Source organism: Vibrio sp. QJM3NY_15 (genome assembly GCF_057785995.1).
The window spans coordinates 662747-683696 of record NZ_CM173518.1 but is presented as its reverse complement, the minus strand read 5'-3'; the positions used below and the strand labels follow the sequence as shown (position 1 = coordinate 683696).

The 20950-nt window shown below is 45.8% G+C and carries 18 protein-coding genes; 14 read left to right on the top strand and 4 right to left on the bottom strand.

Annotated elements, in window-relative coordinates; genetic code table 11:
• Positions 1-81: 81 nt before the first annotated feature.
• Positions 82-333 carry a DUF2798 domain-containing protein gene (locus tag AC3CKG_RS19500; protein ID WP_004732619.1) on the bottom strand — a complete coding sequence of 84 codons (252 nt, stop codon included), beginning with the start codon at positions 331-333 and terminating at the stop codon, positions 82-84.
• 85 nt (positions 334-418) lie between these two features.
• On the opposite strand from AC3CKG_RS19500, the gene AC3CKG_RS19495 reads away from it, so the two are divergent.
• Positions 419-1321: a LysR family transcriptional regulator gene (locus AC3CKG_RS19495; RefSeq protein WP_029221917.1), complete on the top strand. Its 903-nt coding sequence runs from the start codon at positions 419-421 to the stop codon at positions 1319-1321.
• Positions 1322-1333: 12 nt separating this feature from the next.
• Positions 1334-2209 (top strand): NAD(P)-dependent oxidoreductase, encoded by an 876-nt coding sequence (locus AC3CKG_RS19490; RefSeq protein WP_488529844.1) that lies wholly within the window; start codon positions 1334-1336, stop codon positions 2207-2209.
• A gap of 217 nt (positions 2210-2426) precedes the next feature.
• Here the strand turns inward: AC3CKG_RS19490 and AC3CKG_RS19485 are convergent, their stop codons facing one another.
• A complete protein-coding gene (locus AC3CKG_RS19485) occupies positions 2427-3404 on the bottom strand; it encodes a hypothetical protein (RefSeq protein ID WP_488529843.1) in 978 nt (325 codons plus the stop codon).
• A 354-nt stretch (positions 3405-3758) separates the two neighbouring features.
• On the opposite strand from AC3CKG_RS19485, the gene AC3CKG_RS19480 reads away from it, so the two are divergent.
• The 12 genes from AC3CKG_RS19480 to rlmJ all read left to right on the top strand — a co-directional run bounded on the left by AC3CKG_RS19480 (position 3759) and on the right by rlmJ (position 18289).
• Positions 3759-4439: a hypothetical protein gene (locus AC3CKG_RS19480; RefSeq protein WP_372160445.1), complete on the top strand. Its 681-nt coding sequence runs from the start codon at positions 3759-3761 to the stop codon at positions 4437-4439.
• Between the two features lie 86 nt (positions 4440-4525).
• Entirely contained in the window at positions 4526-5224 is a 699-nt protein-coding gene (locus AC3CKG_RS19475; protein WP_372160446.1) for an ATP-binding cassette domain-containing protein, read from the top strand.
• Positions 5212-6510, top strand: coding sequence for an FtsX-like permease family protein (locus tag AC3CKG_RS19470; protein ID WP_372160447.1), 1299 nt, complete (start codon positions 5212-5214; stop codon positions 6508-6510). The genes AC3CKG_RS19475 and AC3CKG_RS19470 overlap by 13 nt, the downstream gene beginning before the upstream one ends.
• Positions 6503-7285: an outer membrane lipoprotein-sorting protein gene (locus AC3CKG_RS19465; protein WP_488529842.1), complete on the top strand. Its 783-nt coding sequence runs from the start codon at positions 6503-6505 to the stop codon at positions 7283-7285. Before AC3CKG_RS19470 ends, AC3CKG_RS19465 begins: the two co-directional genes overlap by 8 nt.
• Positions 7286-7294: 9 nt before the next feature.
• Positions 7295-8587, top strand: a complete 1293-nt coding sequence (locus AC3CKG_RS19460) for a hypothetical protein (RefSeq protein WP_488529841.1) — start codon at positions 7295-7297, stop codon at positions 8585-8587.
• Positions 8587-9621 carry a sensor histidine kinase gene (locus AC3CKG_RS19455; protein ID WP_488529840.1) on the top strand — a complete coding sequence of 345 codons (1035 nt, stop codon included), beginning with the start codon at positions 8587-8589 and terminating at the stop codon, positions 9619-9621. Before AC3CKG_RS19460 ends, AC3CKG_RS19455 begins: the two co-directional genes overlap by 1 nt.
• Positions 9622-9693: 72 nt before the next feature.
• Positions 9694-10524: a LytR/AlgR family response regulator transcription factor gene (locus AC3CKG_RS19450; protein ID WP_488529839.1), complete on the top strand. Its 831-nt coding sequence runs from the start codon at positions 9694-9696 to the stop codon at positions 10522-10524.
• A 192-nt stretch (positions 10525-10716) separates the two neighbouring features.
• Positions 10717-13485 (top strand): M16 family metallopeptidase, encoded by a 2769-nt coding sequence (locus tag AC3CKG_RS19445; protein WP_488529838.1) that lies wholly within the window; start codon positions 10717-10719, stop codon positions 13483-13485.
• A 272-nt stretch (positions 13486-13757) separates the two neighbouring features.
• Positions 13758-14222 (top strand): hypothetical protein, encoded by a 465-nt coding sequence (locus tag AC3CKG_RS19440; RefSeq protein WP_029235766.1) that lies wholly within the window; start codon positions 13758-13760, stop codon positions 14220-14222.
• A 273-nt stretch (positions 14223-14495) separates the two neighbouring features.
• Positions 14496-16295 carry a protein translocase subunit SecD gene (gene secD, locus AC3CKG_RS19435; RefSeq protein WP_102344428.1) on the top strand — a complete coding sequence of 600 codons (1800 nt, stop codon included), beginning with the start codon at positions 14496-14498 and terminating at the stop codon, positions 16293-16295.
• A gap of 2 nt (positions 16296-16297) precedes the next feature.
• Positions 16298-17221 (top strand): protein translocase subunit SecF, encoded by a 924-nt coding sequence (gene secF, locus AC3CKG_RS19430; protein WP_017108000.1) that lies wholly within the window; start codon positions 16298-16300, stop codon positions 17219-17221.
• Between the two features lie 201 nt (positions 17222-17422).
• Positions 17423-18289: a 23S rRNA (adenine(2030)-N(6))-methyltransferase RlmJ gene (gene rlmJ / locus AC3CKG_RS19425; RefSeq protein ID WP_488529837.1), complete on the top strand. Its 867-nt coding sequence runs from the start codon at positions 17423-17425 to the stop codon at positions 18287-18289.
• Between the two features lie 297 nt (positions 18290-18586).
• Here rlmJ and AC3CKG_RS19420 read toward each other — a convergent pair whose 3' ends face one another.
• Both AC3CKG_RS19420 and AC3CKG_RS19415 read right to left on the bottom strand, forming a co-directional pair.
• On the bottom strand, positions 18587-19675 hold the full coding sequence (locus tag AC3CKG_RS19420) for an alkene reductase (RefSeq protein ID WP_488529836.1): 1089 nt from the start codon (positions 19673-19675) through the stop codon (positions 18587-18589).
• Between the two features lie 52 nt (positions 19676-19727).
• Complete coding sequence (locus tag AC3CKG_RS19415) at positions 19728-20936, bottom strand: MFS transporter (RefSeq protein WP_488529835.1); 1209 nt, start codon at positions 20934-20936, stop codon at positions 19728-19730.
• Positions 20937-20950 lie beyond the last annotated feature (14 nt).

Below are 20950 nucleotides of genomic sequence, written 5' to 3'. Positions count from 1 at the left end.
ATGGCAGCTTCTAGATCATAGCTCCTTGAACATAACCCTTGAACATAACCCTTGAACATAACCCTTGAACATAACCCTTGATCATCGTTCCGTAATTTCAGGTACGCAAAGCGTTCTCGGGCGACAAATCCATGCTGATAGTTTTCTGATCAAAGGGAGCACGGTGAGGTTGAGCACGATGGCACAAGGCCAAGCGATGAAAAAGCTTTGCATCCAGATTGGCGGCCATTCGTGGCTGAATCCCATTTTGTAGCCAGAAATTAACCCAGACATGATAGTCGCCATGGTTAGGGAGGATAAAATCGCGGTTACCCAAAATTGTTTGTTGTTCATATTATGTTTCTCCCGTGATTTTCTGTTGTTGATGAGATAAGGTTACTCCTATCCATTAATGAGAAAAATAGGCACATATAGAAGTATGAATTCCATATTTGGAAACATTGATGATCTGTTCTTATTCTGTGCTGTGGTTGAAGAGGGCTCTTTGCTATCGGCCTCGAAACGGCTGCAACTGCCTGTGTCGACTATGTCGCGTCGATTAACCGCATTGGAAGAGCGTCTTAATATCCGACTTTTAGAAAAGAAAGGTCGTGAGCTGGTGGCCACCAAAGACGGTGAAGCGGCCTTTGCTGCACTGAGCAGTGGCATGGAATCTATCCATCAAGGCTTTAATAGCTTGCTGGAAGAGCGTGATGCTATCCAAGGCAAGATTAAGCTCGCAGTGCCTCATAACTTCTATAGTGGCTTTCTAGGGTCGACAGTAGAGCAATTCCTCACTCAATATCCGAACGTTCAGCTCGACCTGACCCTGAGCCAGCAGCAGCTCATTCCACAGACCGACCGTGACTTATTGATCACGTTTAAAATCTCAGACATGGAAGGCATGATTGCTCGTCCGCTTTTCAAGGCCAAACACGGATTTTTCGCGAGCCAAGAATATTTGGATTCGCGTGAAACAATAGAAAAGCCGGACGATTTGGAGCTGCAAGATTGGATTAATGTCGATGATGTGTTTGATATGCCGCTCTATAAATCCGACCGCTTAGAGCAGATGATCACGATTAAACCCAAGTTCATCGTCAACGATATTCATGCGGTGGCGGCCGCGGCGCAAAAAGGCTTGGGGCTTGCTTCATTGCCTTTTCGTCATGTATCCCCTGAGATGAATCTGATTCAAGTGCTCCCTGAGTACCATCGGGGTGATCGCCAAGCGTATTTAGTGTACAAAGAAAGAAAATATCAGCCAAAGGCTTTGACCCTGCTTATTGATGCATTGATTGAGAGTGTTCGATCTTTTCATAGCGATGACTTGGTCAAATAAAAGGAGAAAGAAATGAAAGTAAGTTTTATCGGGCTAGGCGTTATGGGCTTCCCAATGGCAGGCCACCTAGTCAAAGCCGGTTTTGAAGTAACGGTATTTAACCGCACTCACAGCAAAGCGCTAGACTGGGCTGATAAACACCAAGGTAAAGCGGCAGAATCTGTGGCTGAATGTGTAGCGGAAGCTGACGTTGTATTGGTTTGTGTGGGCAACGATGACGACGTGCGCAGCATGACAACCAGCGAAACAGGCGCATTGGCAGCAATGAAGCCAAACGCAATTCTTGTCGATCACACCACAACGTCGGCAGTTCTGTCTGAAGAGCTTGAAGTGGCTGCGAAGCAAGCAGGTATTCGCTTTATGGATGCACCTGTATCTGGTGGTCAAGCGGGCGCAGAAAACGGCGTGTTAACCATCATGTGTGGCGGCGAACAAGCGCTTTTCAACGACCTTCAACCTGTATTCGAAGCTTACGGAAAATCGTCGGTTCTGATGGGTAAAGTCGGCCAAGGCCAACGCGCAAAAATGGTTAATCAGATCTGCATCGCGGGTGTATTGAACGGTTTATCTGAAGGTTTGGTACTTGCTGAAAAATCAGGTTTGGATATCCCAACTCTGGTTGATTGTCTTAAAAACGGCGCAGCAGGTTCATGGCAGATGGAAAACCGCGCCACCACAATGGCGCAAGACAAGTTCGATTTCGGCTTCGCCATTGATTGGATGATCAAAGACTTAGGTTTCTGCTTAGATGAAGCTGAGCGCCAAGGCATCCAACTTCCATTGACGGAAAAGACCAACAACGCCTATAAGGCACTGTCTGCTGAAGGACAAGGCCGCATGGATACATCGGTATTGATGAAAGCTGTGATTGAAGAGACGAAGAAGTAGAAGTTAGAAGTAATAGAAGCTTCGTTTAGATAGCTAAAAATAGCCGCTGATTAGCGGCTATTTTTGTTTGTATGAACTTAGGAATGCACTGAAAGCGTTGGTACTGAAACTCACTATTGGACAAAAAACATTTTCGTAAAGTCGAATATTATCAATTTATTAATAACTTCAGGTATGGAGAATCACTTAACGTGATGTCCAGTGTTGATGGTGCAGATCAATTACTATCTTCAAGCCCACTTGTACCATAAATGGTCTCTTCAGAATTATCATATTCACCGAACTCATCAAGATTTGACTTCTCATAACTCTCCTTAACTATTTGATCTTCATGGATTAGTTTGGCCACAATGCTATCACGATGATATTCTCTCAAATTATTTTTTATCAAATCAATACTAGCTATAGAAAGGTTACCGAAAATCAATTCTTTATGGATTTGGTCTAATCCTACTCGTTCATCTTGGAGTACTATATTCAAGAATTGAATGTCAAAAGAGGTAAGCTTACTTCCTGAATTTACTCTTTTATAAAAACTGTTAAAAAGTGCATTAGCATCAACTAACAATTGCGACTCAGAACGAATAAAAGGAATAGACTCATCTTTACTTAAATGGAGTGAGTTTCTTTTTTTCTTTACTGGTGAACCCGAGCAAATCTTCTCTTTTGTACACGAACCACACTTGTGGCATATAAGCCACCCGCAGCAGTTACACTCAGAGTTTGTTGAAGAATCCAACGGCTTAAAGCAATTCCAACAATATGCTTTTCTACTGGTATATAATGGACTTTTATGATTTTCACTAGACTCTGATGAATTTAACTTAGAACAACCGTTATTAATGTTTCTAGGCTCATGTTTTTCTTCGAGAAGAAGCTCTTCATTCGCTATTTGTAAGATAGGTTGTCGGATCATGTACTCATCGTTAAGTAGTAGCTCAATCCATTCGGCTAACCAGACGATATCTCTGGCATTGGACGTTGGATCTTTTTCTTTTTGTGTGAACAATTCAACTAAACAGATTAGAGTATACTCAAGGTCAGTGGCATCTCGGAATTCACTGTACTTGGAGTCTAATGTGTGAAAATCAAAACCTGTAATAACCTTACTAGCATATTCGGGGTCTACGCCGTATATTCCTAAAGTTTTGTGGACACGGTATGACTTTTTGACTTTTTTGAAAAAACTGAACATTTTAACTGAAAATACTTAATTCTATTTAATGGATCGATATTATAAGCGACTAAAAATTGGGGGTGTATTGTACGTGAGCAAGAAACTTGTCAGAAATTGTAAATGACGATGACATGAAATAGTTGTAGCTCTAACCCGCAATGGGGCAGAAATGAGTCAGCTCTGATTAAGGCCTGAAGTGGGCAATATCAGATTATGTTTGACCCATCTGTTTTATTCTTTCTTTTCGAATTTTCCACTCACACCCTCTCTAAACCATTCACTCCTCGTAATTACCATTCGTCGCATTGGTAAAACTACATGACAAATTCTAGTTAATCTTTCAACGTCAACATTTGAAAGGGATTAGAAATCATGACTACTTCACACTCATTTAATTTAGGCTCTACCACTTCTCTGCTTAAGCGTTCATTACTGATTGCGCTTGTTTCGTTTGCACCGTCGTTAGCTTTGGCGAACCCAAGTTCAGACGTGCTCGATATCTACAACCAAGCCGCGCAAGGTAATGAAGATTTGGTTGAAGTGGCTTACGAACGCCTTAACGACACGTTGCAACAAGACGGCGCGACACCGCTGACTTTGGTTTACCTAGGCAGCACCGAAACCCTGATGGGGCGTGATGCGTTCTTGCCTTGGAACAAGATGAAGTATGTCGAAAAGGGTTTGTCGACCATTGATAAATCACTGGTGTTGCTTAAAGACGAAGACCAACCGATTCATGAGCAACCCCGTGTTCAAGGGCTGCCAGATTCTTACCTAACTCGCGCCATGGCTGCGGTGACTTACACCTCTCTGCCAGACATGTTTAACCATTTCGATCGTGGTTATGACCTGTTCCTCTCGTTACTTGCGGAAGATGATTTCCAGCAACAACACTTCGCTGCGACCTCGTGGATTTACCGTTACGCAATCACGGCGTCGATTCGTGCTGAAGATCTTAAGCAAGCACAAGCGTGGCTAGAACAAATGGAAACTGCCGATGCTGGCAATATCGAAACTATGACTGCGAAGGCCCTAATAGCGAAAGCCAACTAACCGTTGCGAATGCTAAATAGCGGTTTACTAAAGCTCATTAACAACTGCGAACGCTTAAGAATGATGGGTAATCAGAGGACAACGAAATGATTGAATTTAAAGGTATCGGCAAAGCGTATGTGACTGGCGGTCAACGTGTTGATGCATTAAACGGGGTCGATGGACACATCCAACGCGGTGAAATGGTGGCCTTGTGTGGGCCGTCTGGGTCTGGAAAAAGTACACTTTTGAATGTTCTTGGTTTGTTGGATATGGACTATCGAGGGCAGATCAATATTGATGGCCAGCCGTATCCAACAGAGCAAATCGCTGCTGCACGTTTTCGTCGTCAGTCGTTGGGTTTTGTATTTCAGCGTTTCAATCTGGTTCCTGTGATGACGGCGCTTGAGAACGTCGCTTATCCATTGATGTTGAACCAATGCTCGAAACAAGAACAGCAGAGCAGAGCACAACATATGTTAGAGCGTGTTGGGCTAGGTGAATATGTACATCATCGCCCAGACAATCTTTCAGGCGGCCAGCAACAACGTGTCGCGATAGCCAGAGCGTTGATTCACAACCCAAGCCTAGTGATTGCCGATGAGCCGACCGCAAGCCTAGACAGTCACACCGCTAACCTAGTGATCGACATTATGAAAGAGCTCGGCCACGAAATGGGCACGACTTTTCTTGTCGCAACGCACGACCCGAGAATGGCACAGCGCTGCGATCGAGTCATTGAACTTATAGACGGTCAACTGGCGTCACAAGATGCAACCACGGAGGCGATCTCATGGGCAAGTTAACACAAAGAATGAGCACGTTTTTACTTCCAACCTCGGTGCGTTTGGCGTGGCTTAACTTATTAAGAAATGGTCGACGCAGTCTACTTTCGGTATTGATCATCGCGATTGCTGTATTTGCGCTGACGTCGGCAGGAGGCTACGGGCTTTACACCTACGAATCTTTGAGAGAATCGACCGCTCGAGATACTGGTCATCTTACTTTGAGTACGCCGGGTTACTTTGAACAAGACGAAGACATGCCGCTGAGCAATGGTCTGGACAACGTTCAAGCCCTAACCAAGAGCATTATTGGTGACAGTGATGTGCGTGGCGTTCAACCACGAGTCTACTTCAGCGGCTTGGTGTCTAACGGCAGCAAGTCGACTATTTTTATGGGAACGGGCGTCAATGAGCGTGAGTTCGATATGAAAGGACCATTCCTTGATGTGCGCAGCGGTCAAACCCTGTCGGATGTGAAATCCCCAAGATACGACAGCCAAGAGCCACAAGTGATGCTGGGAACCGACCTTGCTCGTAACCTCAAAGTTGCCGTTGGTGATTGGGTGACACTGCTTGCCACCACCAGTGATGGCGCTTTGAATGCCTTTGATTTTAAGGTGCAGGGCATCTACTCGACGGGCGTGCCTGAGCTGGATAAGCGTCAGCTGTATGTTCATATTACGACCGCGCAAGAGCTTTTGGCCTCAGAAAAAGTCAGCACTTTATCGGTGTTCCTATTTGAAACAAGCAAGACTTCGACCGTACAACAGCGTATCCAAACTGCTTTAGATCGAAATAGCGCGAGCCAAAGCGAACAAGGCACAAAGATAGAGATCACCCCATGGCAAGATCGCGCGTTTTTCTACACCAAGGTTAAAGACCTTTACGACCGGATCTTCGGCATCATGGGTGCTGTGATGGCATTGGTGGTGTTCGTGTCGCTGTTTAACACCATGACCATGTCGGTGACCGAACGCACTCGTGAAATCGGCACATTGTCAGCACTCGGCAGTTACCCTTCTGAAATCGTGGCAGGCTTCTTAAAAGAGGCGGGATTGCTGGCTGTGATTGGCAGTGCGATTGGCGCGTTAGTGAGTGGCTTAGTGTCGGTGTTATTGCTGGTGGTTGATATACAAATGCCACCACCTCCGGGTCGAACCGAAGGTTACCCTCTCAACATTTACTTCTCATTAGAATTGGTTGGTTACGCTACTTTAGGTGTGCTGACGATATGTTTGCTGGCAGCTTATTTCTCTGCTCGCAAAGGCGTGAATAAGCCAATCACGGAGGCGCTGGTTTATGTATAAATTTACTCGTTCACTCACTATTTTAGGTTCTGTGTTGGCTTTGGGTCTAGTATCGACACCAAGTTGGGCAGTCGATTCACAACAAGTCACGGAGATGATCGCGAAGGCGGATAGCTATCGCTTGAACAGCGAACAGGCGTCTAAAGTGGTTTCTCTGGTGGCGCTATATCAAGACGAGCAACTGGACAAAACCCGCGAATACAACGTCTACACAAGACCAAATCGAGAGTCATTAGTGGTCTTTAAATCAGCCGTTGAGGCAGGTCAAAAGATGCTGATGATAGAAGATAACTATTGGTTGTTGATGCCGAAATCTCGCCGACCAATTCGTATCACACCGATGCAAAAGCTATTAGGTGAAGCCTCGGTAGGGGATATCTCGACGCTGACGTGGAGTGAAGATTATCAAGGTGAGTGGGTTGCTGAGCAACAGGTTGAGATGCCGACTGGCGAGACACTCGATACCCATCACTTAAAGCTCGCGGCGAAAACCAAGGGTGCCAGCTATCAATCGATTGATCTGTGGTTAACGGTAGACCGAGCGTTTCCAGTTAAAGCGGATATGTATCTGCGTTCAGGTAAACTGGCGAAGCAAGCGTGGTTTACCGAAGGCGTGCGAGATGGATTACCAACCGTTGTGTCGATGACCTTGCTCGATAAGATTCAACCAAGCAAGAAAACCGTGATTGAGTACCGCGAAGTGATTGAGAAAAGCTTGGAAGACAAATATTACAACCCTGCTTATTTATCGCGTAACAGCGTATCTGGTCTGTAGGTGGACGTCATGAAAGCTTCCAATCGCCGATTCCACATCAAGTCTTCAATCGCTACTTTGCTTGCCTTGTCTTGTGTGAGTAACACGGTTGAGGCGGACGATCTGAGCTTGGCGTGGGACTGGCAACTTAGCGCTGAGTCGGTTGAATCGAGAGAGTCGCCATTCAGCCCTTTAGCGTCTGATAATCGTCAGTCTTTAAATGGCTTGCTGGATCTAGAGGTTGGATATGGTAATTGGCTTGGTCTGTTCGCAGTGAAAGCCAACGATATTCTGAGCAACAATCCTCCACAACAAGACGCGAGCTTTGAGTCTGAATTCATTGTGCGTGAGTTGTTTTGGCAAGGTGGTGTTGAGCTGTCGAATTCAGTAATAGGTGACCATTACCTCGATGTCACACTTGGCAAGGTTCGTTTGGATTGGGGCGTGGGTTATGGCTACCGACCGTTAGACATCATCAAACCTTATCGCCAAAATCCTGTGGGTATTGTGGCAGAAGAGGGCGCGGGTGTGGCATCGGCGTCACTGTTCGATATGACGGGCGAATGGACACTGCTTTACAGCGACTCATCATGGACTTCCCAAGACGTGAATGAATTCGAAAAGCAGAATCAGCAACAAGGCTTTGGGGTACGTCGTTACAATCTTGTAGGTGATCACGAGTATCAGTGGGTCGCTTATTACGACGATGTACGTCACGGCTTGCTTGGGGCGAGTTTAGTTTCGGTATTAAACCTCGCTTGGGAGTTTCATGGTTCGATGGTTTATCAGCGACAAAGCCTTGGCTACAGTCAGCCTGATTCAATGCTTAAACCGGTTTATCTTGAAGAGCAGGGCGAAGCTTATCAAGCGTTAGCCGGATTAACATGGGCCAATGACACGGGGCACAATGTAGTCTTGGAATACTGGTTTGATAGCCGCGCTTGGAGCAATTCTGAGTGGCAAAGTGCCATAGAAAGTGCCGAGTCTTTGTCGGTTAATCCGATGAAAGCTTCACTGGCTGGTTCTTACGCTCAAGGTTATCAACACGCTAATTTGGTTCAACACAACATCATGTTTCACTGGTCTTTGGATTCGACACATGGCTGGCTCGAAGATATCACGCCGACATTCGACGTCATGTTGTCTCCTCAAGACGGCGGCTTTATTGCTACCCAGTGGCTCAACTATCAGGCTTTAGATAATGGCCATTCATCGTTGGATTTGGAACTTGCTGCACGCTTTCTAGGCGGTAAAAGTGATTCTGCTTACGCCAACTTACCCGATAGTCATATGATTCTTTTAAATATCAAAGGACGATTTTAATGAGCACTTCTTCAAACAGTCAGTTTTCATGGATTAAGAGCTTCACGCTGACCACTCTGTTTTGTTTCGTCATTGCCATCACCACTCAAACGATTTGGGGCGGAGACCTTGTGGTTAACCTCGCGATCAGTTTTGGCTTTGGTTACAGCGCAGTGGGTTCTTCTTTCATCTTAGTGAAGTTGTTCAAGAGGACATCCCGAACGCTTGAAGTGGGTATCTCAATGGTGATCGCGATGACCTTTGGTACCTTGAACGCGCACTATTGGTTGAACGGATATTTTGGAGCCAATATCTCTGACCTTAAATCCGTAGTCTTGCTCGGTGTGATCTTCTGTTCGGTTTGTTATTACTATTTCTATACCCGAGAGCAACAACTACGCGCTGATAACGAATTGGAGGTGGCCAAGCGTCGTCAGGCCGATCAAGAGAAGGTGGTGGTGCTGAGTCAGCTTAAGCAACTGCAAAGCCAAATTGAACCGCACTTCTTGTTCAACACACTTGCGACCATCAATGTGTTGATTGAGAGTGATAGCGAGAAAGCTAAGTTGATGCTCGAAAAACTCACCGACTTGTTACGTGTGACTTTGAAAAACAGCCGCACCGAGCAATCGACCATCGCACAAGAGGTCGACTTGTTAGACGCTTATCTTAATATTCAAAAGATACGTCTGGGTGAGCGCTTAGCGTTCTCGATTGAAACACACGAGATTAGCGATTTACAGGTGATTCCGCCCTTCTTGATTCAACCTTTGGTCGAGAATGCACTCACGCACGGTATTGAGCCTAAAGCCGCTGGTGGCCAAGTGAATGTTCGTATTACTCAACAAGCAGAGCAGTTGAAGATTGAAGTGTCAGACAGTGGTGCTGGGTTGAAGACACCCTCTGCGAATACGGGGCATGGTGTTGGGTTAAGCAATATCCGTCAAAGAATCGAAACCCTTTATGGTGATAAGGCGAGCCTAACGATTACTGAACAAACTGAGGGCGGGGTAGTCTCGACGATCTTGTTACCGCTGACTGACGCAGTTGTCTAGAACGACACACCAGAAAGTACAGAACAGTGACGAAAAATAGACGATTTACAGTGTGAATTTAAAGGATTAACCATGAACAACCCAGCAATACAGCCGAGCGTAACGGCGATTATCGCAGACGATGAAGCACTGTTAAGGCATCACTTAGACAAGAGCTTGGCTGAGGTTTGGCCGGAGCTAGAGATCGTAGGTAAGGCACAAAACGGTTTGGAGGCGATGCAGAGTATTCAGCAGCTTGAACCTGATGTGGTCTTTCTTGATATTCGTATGCCGGAGCTGGATGGGATCTCGCTTGCGAAACAACTCAACAAGCTAGATTCGCCGCCATTGATTGTGTTCATTACGGCTTATGACGAATACGCAGTTAAAGCCTTTGAACACAATGCGATGGATTACCTGCTGAAACCCATCAACGAAGAGCGTCTACTCGCCACATGTCAGAAGGTTCAAGCGCGTCTGTCGAGCAATCAAACACAATCAGGTATTACGCCAGAACAGCCCGATATCACGGCGTTAATGAGTCAACTTCAGCAGTTATCACAATCGACGTCACAGCAAGTTCAAGCTCAATATCTCACGTGGCTCAAAGCCAGTGTTGGGGAAGACATTCACCTAATCGCCGTCGATGATGTGGCTTACTTCAAAGCAGAAGACAAGTACGTGTCTATATTTAAGAAGGGTCAAGGAGGTTCGCTAGAAGAGTTCATTCTTCGCGTATCATTAAAAGAGCTGATCGCCCAACTCAATCCTGATGAGTTTTGGCAGATCCACCGCTCAGTGGTGGTGAAAGTCTCGGCCATTGATAAGGTGAAGAAAGGGCTCTCAGGTCAGATGTCGGCTTATGTTTCCGGCGAGAAACTACCTATCAGCCGCGCCTCGCAAGCGCTATTTAAAGGTATGTAGCAAACAAGCTTAAAGGGATGCATTAGGCGCTTATTAAAACGCCACTTTAAATGAACACAGCCGATCTTACATATCGCATGGTGATTTATAAAATGAAGATCTAGATCACAAAGGTATTCATCGAGTTAAATATTAAATAATAATCATTAACTCAATCTGTATATTGTCGGTGAATGACATTAAGAGGTTGTTATGAAAACATATTATTTAGCGGCGGCAGTATGCCTCACCTTAGTTGGCTGTAGCTCAACATCAAAAACCACCGAAACTCCAATCCAGCCGGATCCGGCATGGACATCAGGCCAGCTAGAAAATGGCCTTACCTACCATGTTTATCCAGATCATGAAGAATCCGTATCTGTTCGTTTAGTTGTGCACGCGGGTTCGTTCCAAGAGACTGACCAACAAGAAGGTTATGCGCACTTTTTGGAGCACATGGCATTCAATGGCAGTAAAAATTTCTCTGAAAATGACGTGATTCGCTTATTTGAAGATGCAGGCGCTAGCTTTGGTGCTGATATTAATGCTTACACCTCTTATGAAGAGACGGTATACCAGTTAGATTTGCCAGATAACATCCAATTGCAGTCTGCCCTGACGTGGATGCGAGACATTGGTGACGGTCTGGATCTATCAAGTTCAGAAGTTGAAAAAGAAAAAGGCGTGGTTCTTGGCGAGTTTCGTATGGCTCGCCTCGATGATAAGTCATTCGGAGAGAAATTCTTTGACCACTTCATTGAAGGCGGCCCGTATGAATCGCAGGATGCATTAGGCACTAAATCGTCGATTGTGAATGCTACTCCTCAAGGCATTAGCAACTTTTATCAGACTTGGTATCAACCTCAAATAGTTGAACTGGTCGTTTCTGGTGATGTGGATATCAAAACCGTGATTCCACTCATTGAAGAAAAGTTTTCGAACTGGGAGCGTGGCGACACGCCGAGACCAGAAAAACAGAAAGTGACCTCGTTCAATGAAGATGATTATGTTGAGTACGCAGGAAGAGAAGCGCCAAGCATCACTCTGACGTTTAACCGAGGTTTAAATCGAGTTGAAAATCATGCTCAGCAACATCAACGCTGGTTGGATGAAACCGCTCAACAATTGATTCGACAACGATTAGAAGCTGTATTCAATGATGCAGCACTACCAACTCAATGGATAGCGTCTGATAACTATCAAATGGGCTCTCTGAATTATTCATCAATAAGTGTTGGGTTTCCGGCTGGCGGTCGTGAAGTGATCCAACAAGATCTGCTTTCTACATTGGCATCATTGCGTGATTTTGGCGTTTCGGAAACGGATATTGTTGGCGAGCAGCACTACTACCAAGACTTGCTGGATAACATCGAGCATGACTGGGATAAAATGGACAGCGTTGAACATGCGAGCTACAAAGCGAGAGCGTTAGTCACTGATCGAATTGTCCAATCACAGAAAGACTACCAAGTCAGTTTGGAAGCCTTCATTGCTAACTTGAGCCTTGAAGTGATTAACGACAACATCAAAAATCTACTTTCTGATGATTACTTCCTTGTTATTGGTATGGATGACTCCGAAGACAGAACAGCGATCATCAACTCTCTAGATAGTTTAAAAGCCACGTATAGCGAGGCGGGAGTTCCACCGCTTACGATTGGAACAGCAAGTGCCTTTGCTGTACCTAGTTCGCAAGGCGAGGTTGTGCTTGCTGAACAAATGTCCGTAGACCCATACATCCAAAAGTGGACGCTAAGCAATGGTATCGACATGTGGTATCTGCGCGATTATCTTGCAGGTGATGATGTTGGTGTGATGTACATGAGCCTCGGTGGAAGAGCCGCTTTGGATCCAAGCTTATACCCAGCCGTTGAGGTTGCGTTACCTACCTTCGCTCGAAGTGGTGTTGGTGAATTTACGGGTTCTGAGCTTTTAGCGTATTTTGACCGTGAAGATATTCGAGCCGATTCCTTTATTGGCAACACCCGCCATGGGATTGAATTTAATATTAATAAAGATGGGCTTAAAGATACGTTTGCTGCGCTGTATACCTTCATCACTGCGCCTAAAATTGTTCCCGAGCAATTAGAGGCAGTGAAGCAGGAGTTTGTACAAGGTCGAGAATCTTTCTTGAGCAGCCCTGTTGGCCAATTTGAACGAGCGGTAAACCACAATATTTATCGTCAGGAAAGTGGTCATCATCTTGTTGATAAAGAGCGTGTTGAAGCGGTTTCTGTGGAAGATCTTAGTCATCTTCATCAGCAACTGTTTGGTCAATTGAGACATAACCAATTGGTGATTGTGGGTGATATCGACCCAAGTGAATTAAAGCCTTTGGTTCAGCAATACTTGGCTTCGATTCCATTAGAAAAAGCCGAGGTTCCTGACTTTAAGGTGGCTTACAAGCAGCCAACTGAATCACGCATTGATTTGGCGATCAACAATGTGAATAGCGCAGAGTACGTCCTAAGAGTTATCTCTGAGCCTAGTATTGAAGTTAAAATGTCGGCAAAAGATGTTTTCATGGAAGACTTACTGCAACGTTTGCTGGCGGCTCGTTTAGACACTTATATTCGTGAAGAGTTGAGCTTAGATTACTCGCCATATACGTATGCAAAGTTGTTAGATAGCGAACCGAGTTATGAGTGGGTTATCGGGGCGATGGTAGCGCCGGAGAACGTTGATCAAGTCGAAGTGGCGATCGATAAGGTGATTACTGACCTTCTGCAAGGTGTCTCTGAAGAGGAAATGCGAGCGGTAGTGAAACAGTTCGAAGCTGATTTCGCGCCTCTAGAGAAGAGCTCTATCGACCAAGCGTGGTATGTGTCTCGTTATCTGCTCCATGGCTACGGTATCGAAGCTTTGTCTCAAGTAGAACGAGTGGCGAGATCGGTCTCTGTAGAAGAGATGAATGCGCTAGTGCAAAGTATCTTTGGTGAAAATAGCCGTAAGGTTAAGAACATCATGCGTCCTAAAGCCTAAAGCTAAAAAAAAACACTTAACCCAAAGCCAAGCGAGCACCGCTTGGCTTTCTTGTTTTTCCACCATTCATAACATCTATCCATTACCTGTTGTGAAGCCGTTTTAGATCTATGTAAATCTAAATTGCGAGGGTGCTTAATCGGTTGCATCGAATCATTTTCTAAAAAAATGTTTTAAATCAAGACAGCGTTTCATTTGTATTGTAGATTGACGATCTACGAGAATGTTGTTTGGATATTAGATTGCTTAAACTGGGTACCCGATTAGTCTTAATGTTGTTTTTACTGAGCTTTGGCTTAGTGAATTCTAACGGCTATTCGTTTCCTTCTAAGCCATTTCAAATTCATTCGGCTCAAGAGCAATCTTCGCAGACTAATCTTTGTAAACAGGCAACTGCGGATAATCCGTCGGCCTATTTAGAGTGCGATAAGGTTCAGTTTGGCACCACGTCATTAGATGATAGTTCCAACTATCACGACACTGAATCGAGTCTTCAAGCGACAGCCTTTCGACGTATGCTCAGCAATGAGCAAGAAAGCGTGGCCGACCTTGAGCCTGCGTATCATCTACTGATCGACTTCTCTCCCCCTTCAATACTGGCTTCTCTGCTTTTCAACACGCCGTTGTTGGATTCCAAGCAGCACTGGACCAGCATTGTGAGTTCTCCGTCTTCCCGGCTTTCTGGGTGGAAAGAGGGCAACATTCAATACTCGCATTTCCGAGAACTTCTTAGCTAATCGTTTGACCCTCAATTGGTCGTATCGATGGTCGCCTCGTGCCCGTTGAACTTGCCAATTAACCCAATATAGCGACACACAATTATTAGCCTCACTATGACTCAATCAGCTTGTTTTGGTTGTGACTAGTTGTCGTTCGTGTTCGCAAAACATTAGTTATACCAATCGCAGTAAATAACTGGCCATCCTAGCTGGTTAAAACGCTCGATCACTGCTTTTTCCCGGCGCTATTTTTGAGCACGTGTTTACGGTGATTGGTAAAAAGGAGAGATCTTGACTGTGAAAAAACGCATTCCAAGAAAACAAATTAACCACTACTCAAAGTGGAAATACGTGGTGCTTATTGCCACCATCATCATCATGATTCTAAGCGCTCTACCTTCTTGGTTTGGCGAAGACGCCTCGGTTCAAATCAGTAACCGTTCTGAGCAGACGATCGACGCCACTCAAGTGACGCAATATCTTGCTAGCGAAGGCATTCAAGCCAAATCAGCCTTTCAAAAAGACAAACGTTTAGTGGTCATTTTAGAAGACGCTGAGCAACAAGCGAAAGCCAAAGAAGTACTTAATGAGCGCTTCCTCGACAACGCGACGGTTGCGCTAGCGATGGAGCCAGCAGCACCTAAATGGCTGACTGACATGGGCTTTGCACCGATTCAGTTAGGTCTTGATTTACGTGGTGGTGTGCAGTTCTTATTAGAAGTGGACATGGAACCGGTTTACCACGCACAAGCTCAAGCGATGGTCGACGAGGTGACCAGTCAGGTGCGTTATGCACGCGGTAAAGTGGTGAACAACCAAGTTCAGTTTGATTTCCGTACCGACGCCGATTTCGAAAAAGCACAAAAGCTGATTCGTGAAGAATTCCCACATTGGCTACGTGATCGTTCAGATAAGTCACTGACGTTAACTCAGTCTGAAGAAGAGCAAAGAACGCTACGCAACCTAACAGTTCAACAAAACCTGCAAATAATGCGCAGCCGTATTGAAGAATTAGGCATCACAGAAGCATCGATTCAACGCCAAGGCGAAAGCCGTATTCGTATTGAATTGCCGGGTGTACAAGACCCAGCAGCCGCGAAAGATGTTATCGGCGCTACGGCTTCATTGGCGTTCTATTCGGTGTACGACAATGCAACGCGCAATACTCAAACGCTAAAAGATACAGATGGCAACCGTGTCGTTGTCGCTCGCAAAGCAGTACTGAGCGGTGAACACATTATCGATGCTCGTAGTGGCATTGGTGAGATGGGCAGTGCAGAAGTAAACATTACCCTAGATTCTTCTGGTGGTAAGAAAATGTCTGAGTTCTCACGTCATAACATCGGTAAGCCAATGGCAACTGTGTACAGCGAGTACAGTCGTGACAGAGCGGGCAACAGCAAGCAAGACAGTGAAGTGATCAGTGTGGCAAACATCCAGTCTCAACTGGGTAGCCGCTTCAGAATTACTGGCGCAGGCAGCTTGGCTGAAGCGCAAGAGCTTGCGTTGCTACTGCGTGCGGGTTCATTGACTGCGCCTGTGACCATCATTGAAGAACGTACCATTGGCCCGTCTTTGGGTGCGGAAAACGTAACCAACGGTTTTGCTGCTTTGGCGCTTGGCCTTGGTCTGACTCTAACGTTTATGGCGCTGTGGTATCGCCGCCTTGGTTGGGTTGCGAACGCTGCATTGGTGGTTAACATGACCACATTGTTTGGTTTGATTGCCTTGCTACCGGGTGCCGTCTTAACTCTGCCAGGTATTGCAGGTTTGGTACTGACCGTCGGTATGGCGGTGGATACTAACGTGCTTATCTTCGAACGTATTCGAGACAAGATGAAAGAAGGCCGCAGCTTTGCTAGCTCCATCGACCGTGGTTTTGACAGTGCGTTCTCTTCTATTTTCGATGCCAACGTCACCACCATGATTGTTGCTGTGGCGCTATACACCATTGGTAATGGACCGATTCAGGGCTTCGCTCTGACACTGGGCTTAGGTCTTCTAACCAGTATGTTCACGGGCATATTTGCTTCACGAGCGATCATCAATTTGGTTTGGGGGCGTGACCAACGCCACGATGTAAGAATTTAAGCATGAGTATTTCAAATATGACTATTTCAAACAGCAGCATGACTCGCCTTCGTAAGGTGATGTCTGTGATTTCTATTGTGCTGTTCATGAGCTCTGTGATGCTGGTGGCAGTGAAAGGTTTTAACTGGGGCTTGGACTTTACTGGCGGTGTGGTTGCCGAGGTTCAGCTCTCTGATCAAGTAACCAAAGATGCGTTAAAAACCAAACTTGATACGGCTTTCCAACAAGACGTTCAAGTGGTTGGTATGGCAGAACAAGATCGCTGGACGATTCGTTACAGCCAACTGACAGACGCGCCACAGCCAAACTTAGTGGATGCTTTGTCATCGGTGAGTGATCAAGTAAAAGTGCTTAACAGCAGTGTAGTTGGCCCTCAAGTGGGTCAAGACATGGTTGACCAAGGTGGCTTGGCGGTATTGGTGTGTTTCCTAATGATCATGCTGTACCTGAGTGTACGATTTGAATGGCGTTTGGCACTTGGTGCTCTTGCTGCAATCATTTACGACGTGACGCTTATCTTAGGTTTGTTCGCTTTTACTCAGTTTGAGTTCAACCTGACTGTATTGGCGGCCGTGCTAGCGATTCTCGGTTATTCATTGAATGACTCGATCATCATTGCCGACCGTGTGCGTGAAATGCTGCGCGGCAATCCAAACGGCGATACGGATAACCTGCTCAATGAATCGGTTAAAGCGACCTTCTCACGCACTATGGTGACTTCAGGAACAACTTTAATCACCGTATCTGCGCTTTGGCTACTTGGTGGCGCTGCGCTGCAAGGTTTTGCTATTGCATTGGTTGTCGGCATTGTCAGCGGTACGTGGTCTTCTGTTTCTGTCGGCATCACACTGCCTAAGCTACTTGGTCTACAGCCTTGTCACTACCAAGTGAAAGCGCCAGTAGAAGTTGAGGGTGAGTACCCTTAGGTTATCTATTCGTTCACAAGACGATTTAGTCAGTAACTTCAATAAAGCCCTTCGTTTATAACAAAACGAGGGGCTTTATTTTTTATAAGAGTCAGACAGTTAGCGAAAAGAGAAGCTATTTCAAAAAATGATGGATTGAATAGGCAAGCCCCAATGATATGAAGTATGTTTAGATGACGTCAGTAGAAATGAGGTAAGGGAATGGAATATCGACATCAATGTCATGTAGGCGACCATGGGGATGCACTCAAGCATCCAGTTTTAAGTGCACTGGTTAAATCATTAATGCAGCAACACTCACGCCTCAATGTTATCGACACGCACTCAGGTACAGGATGTTACGACCTCACAACAGCACCAAGCAATCACGCGGGCGAGTTTGCGGAAGGGGTCGGGTACTTGTGGCACAACAAGGCTTATCTTCCGTCGGCATTCAGCTCTTTTATGTCGGTGCTGGAATACTACAATCCGAATCAGCTTATCTCTTTGTATCCCGGTTCTGCTGCCATCGCATATCAACAAGGTCGCAGCCAAGACAGCTTCTATTTTTCAGACATCCAGCAAGACGAAGCCGACCTATTGCAAACCAACATTGAGAAGCTGCAACGCGATCTTGATGTCTCAAGCAAGCTCACTATTACCGCAGGCGATGGGCTTAAAGCGCTGCCTGATGATGTAGCTAAGCACGATAATCATCACCTGATCGTTATCGACCCACCCTATGAAACCGATTCTGAATATCTTGCGGTGATTGATGCCTTGGTTAAGGCGTATCAACAATCTGAGAAGGTATCTGCCTTGATTTGGTACCCACTTTATACGGACGACAAGAGCTCACTGATTCTGAACCACTGTGTAACAGCGGTAAAAGATGGCTTGCTGCCAAGTCCGATTAAATCGGAGCTTCGTCTTCGAGATCCCAAGGGTGACGATCGCCTGATCGGAAGTGGTTTGTTGTTATTTAACCCACCCCAAGGCATTGCCGGACAGGTTGCTGATACGCTTGATTATTTACACAGTCAGCTCGCAACTAATGGTGAGAGTTATTGGCAAATGAGAAGTCTATAAATCTGATTTATATGGGGTTTGTGGTGAATTTCTAGACGCTGTTCACTAAATCACTGTAACTATTGTGGTTTAAATTGACCAAACGCTAACTTTTATCGATTGATTAATGGCTGTGAATCATTTAAAAATAGAATATCAATGCGCACAGGTGCATACTGGCTCATAAGTTAAATAATTACCCCTAATTAATATCAGATTGTGGTTTACCCCCTAAACTGCATAAGGCTCGCACTAGTCATGCGAGCCTTTCTTTTGCCTGAAGGAAAACTTAAGGCATTGTTAGCACTTCAAAACCAACTACAACGCTGGATAATCGGTATAGCCTTTTTCGTTGCCGCCGAACAGAGTGGCGCCGTCAAGATCGGATAGTTCACTGCCGTTTTGTAGGCGTGATACGAGATCTGGGTTTGCTACAAATGGGCGACCAAATGCGACAAGGTCAGCGTAGCCTTTGCTTAACACTTCTTCGGCGCGTTCTGGTGTGTAACTGCCAGCGACGATGATGGTGTTGGAAAACAGTTCTCTTAGCTCTACACGGAAGCTTTCAGGGATAACTGGAGCGTCATCCCAATCTGCTTCTGATAGATGCAGGTAAGCGATGTCACGTGCTTGTAGCGCCTTTGAAGCTTCTAAAATCGTTGGCACGATGTCTGGGCAGTTCATGTCTTTGAAGGTGATGAACGGGGCTAAACGCACGCCCACCTTATCGGCACCAATCGCATCAATCACTGCATCCACTACTTCGATTAGAAAACGAAGTCGGTTCTCGCGACTGCCACCATAGTTGTCGGTACGCTTGTTCGAATTGGTTCTTAGAAATTGATCGATGAGGTAGCCATTACCTCCGTGGATTTCCACGCCATTGAAGCCTGCCTCGACCGCTTTTTTTGCTGATTCAGCAAAATTTTGAACCACACGATCGATATCGGCTTGGGTCATTTCTCTTGGTTGAATGCAATCCACCATGTTGCCGTTTCCATTCTCATCAGAAATCCAAACCTGAGTTTCTACCGGAGCCAGTGCCGAAGGCGCGATTGGCAGTTCACCTTTTTGAAAGGTTGGATGAGACACGCGCCCCACATGCCATAGTTGGCAGAATATCGCTGCGCCTTGTTCTTTAGCAGCAGAGGTGACACTTTGCCAGCCTTTTACTTGTTCGCTTGTGTAAACGCCGGGAGTGAATGAGTACCCTTGAGAGTCATCTGAGATTTGTGTCGCTTCAGTGATGATTAGCCCTGCACTGGCACGTTGTTGGTAGTATGTAGCCATCATGTCGTTTGGCACGTTTCCAGGTTGGCTTGTACGAGCGCGTGTCATGGGCGCCATAACCACACGGTTTTGTAGTTCTAGATCTTTGAGTTCTGCTGTTTCGAATAATTTGCTCATGGTATTTACCTTGTGTCGGTCATGTGTTGATTGATTTAGCGTGCGGTGGTCACTATTTCGATTCCGCAGGGCTGAAGATAGAGTCGTTTTGTGGCTTTTCAGATCGGTTGGCTTTTGCAATAAGCAACAAACCAATCACTGGGACAACAACGGCTGCGAATGGAATCATTCCTGCGCCTAGTTGGCTGTCGAGTATCATGCCGCCTAGGAAGCCACCGAAGGCATTGGCTAAGTTAAAGGCTGAGATATTCGCGGTTGCTGCTAGTTCTTGGCCTTCGCCACCGTGGTTCATTACTCGAAGCTGCATAGCAGGAACGTTCGCAAATGATGCAATACCAAAGACAAATGCAGCTGCAACGAATAGGATTTTGTTGTCTACAACAAGGCCAACCACTACCAATGAAACGATCATCGCGATAGCCCAAAACATCGATGCTTTGCCTAAATCTTTGTCAGAAGAGCGTCCGCCCAAGGTGTTACCTATGATTAAGCCGACACCAACAATTACTAAGATCCAAGTTACTGATTCTTGACCGTAACCCGTGATGTGCATGGCGATAGGCGCAAGGTAGCCGTAAAGCGTCATGAAGCCAGACCAAGCAAAAGCGGTGATCGCCAAGCTGATGAGAAGCATTGGATTTTTGAATGCCAACAGCTGAGTTTTGATGTCTTTCGCTTCGCTGTGACCTGAAGATTTTATTGACGTTAAGATTGAAATCATGGCGATGGTGCCAAGTGCTGCTACGGTAAAGAAAGTGGTGTGCCAACCGAATTGCAAGCTCACCCAAGTTCCTGCGGGAACCCCAAGAACGTTAGCGAGTGTTAAGCCAGCAAACATTTGACCAACAGCACGACCTGCCATTTTCTCAGACACTAAATTGGTCGCGACAACTGCACCTATGCCATAGAAAGGACCTTGCACTAAGCCTGCGATAACGCGGCTTGCAAGTAGAAGTGGGTAACTAGGAGCTAAGGCTGACAAGATATTGCCGATGATGAACAAAGCCATTAAGCCAATCAGTACCATCTTCTTGTTAAAACGTGCGAGGTAGATGGTTAAGATCGGGCCACCAATAACGATAGCCAATGCGTAAGCACTGATTAGGTATCCGGCTTGACCTTCGGTGATCGAAAGGGATGTGGCAATTTGTGGAAGGATGCCTGCAATAACAAACTCAGCGGTGCCGATGGCAAAAGCTGCGAGTGTCAGTATCCAAACTTGGAATGGGATCTTTTCTTTATGGATCGCTTCTGGTTTCATAGTGAAGTACCTGT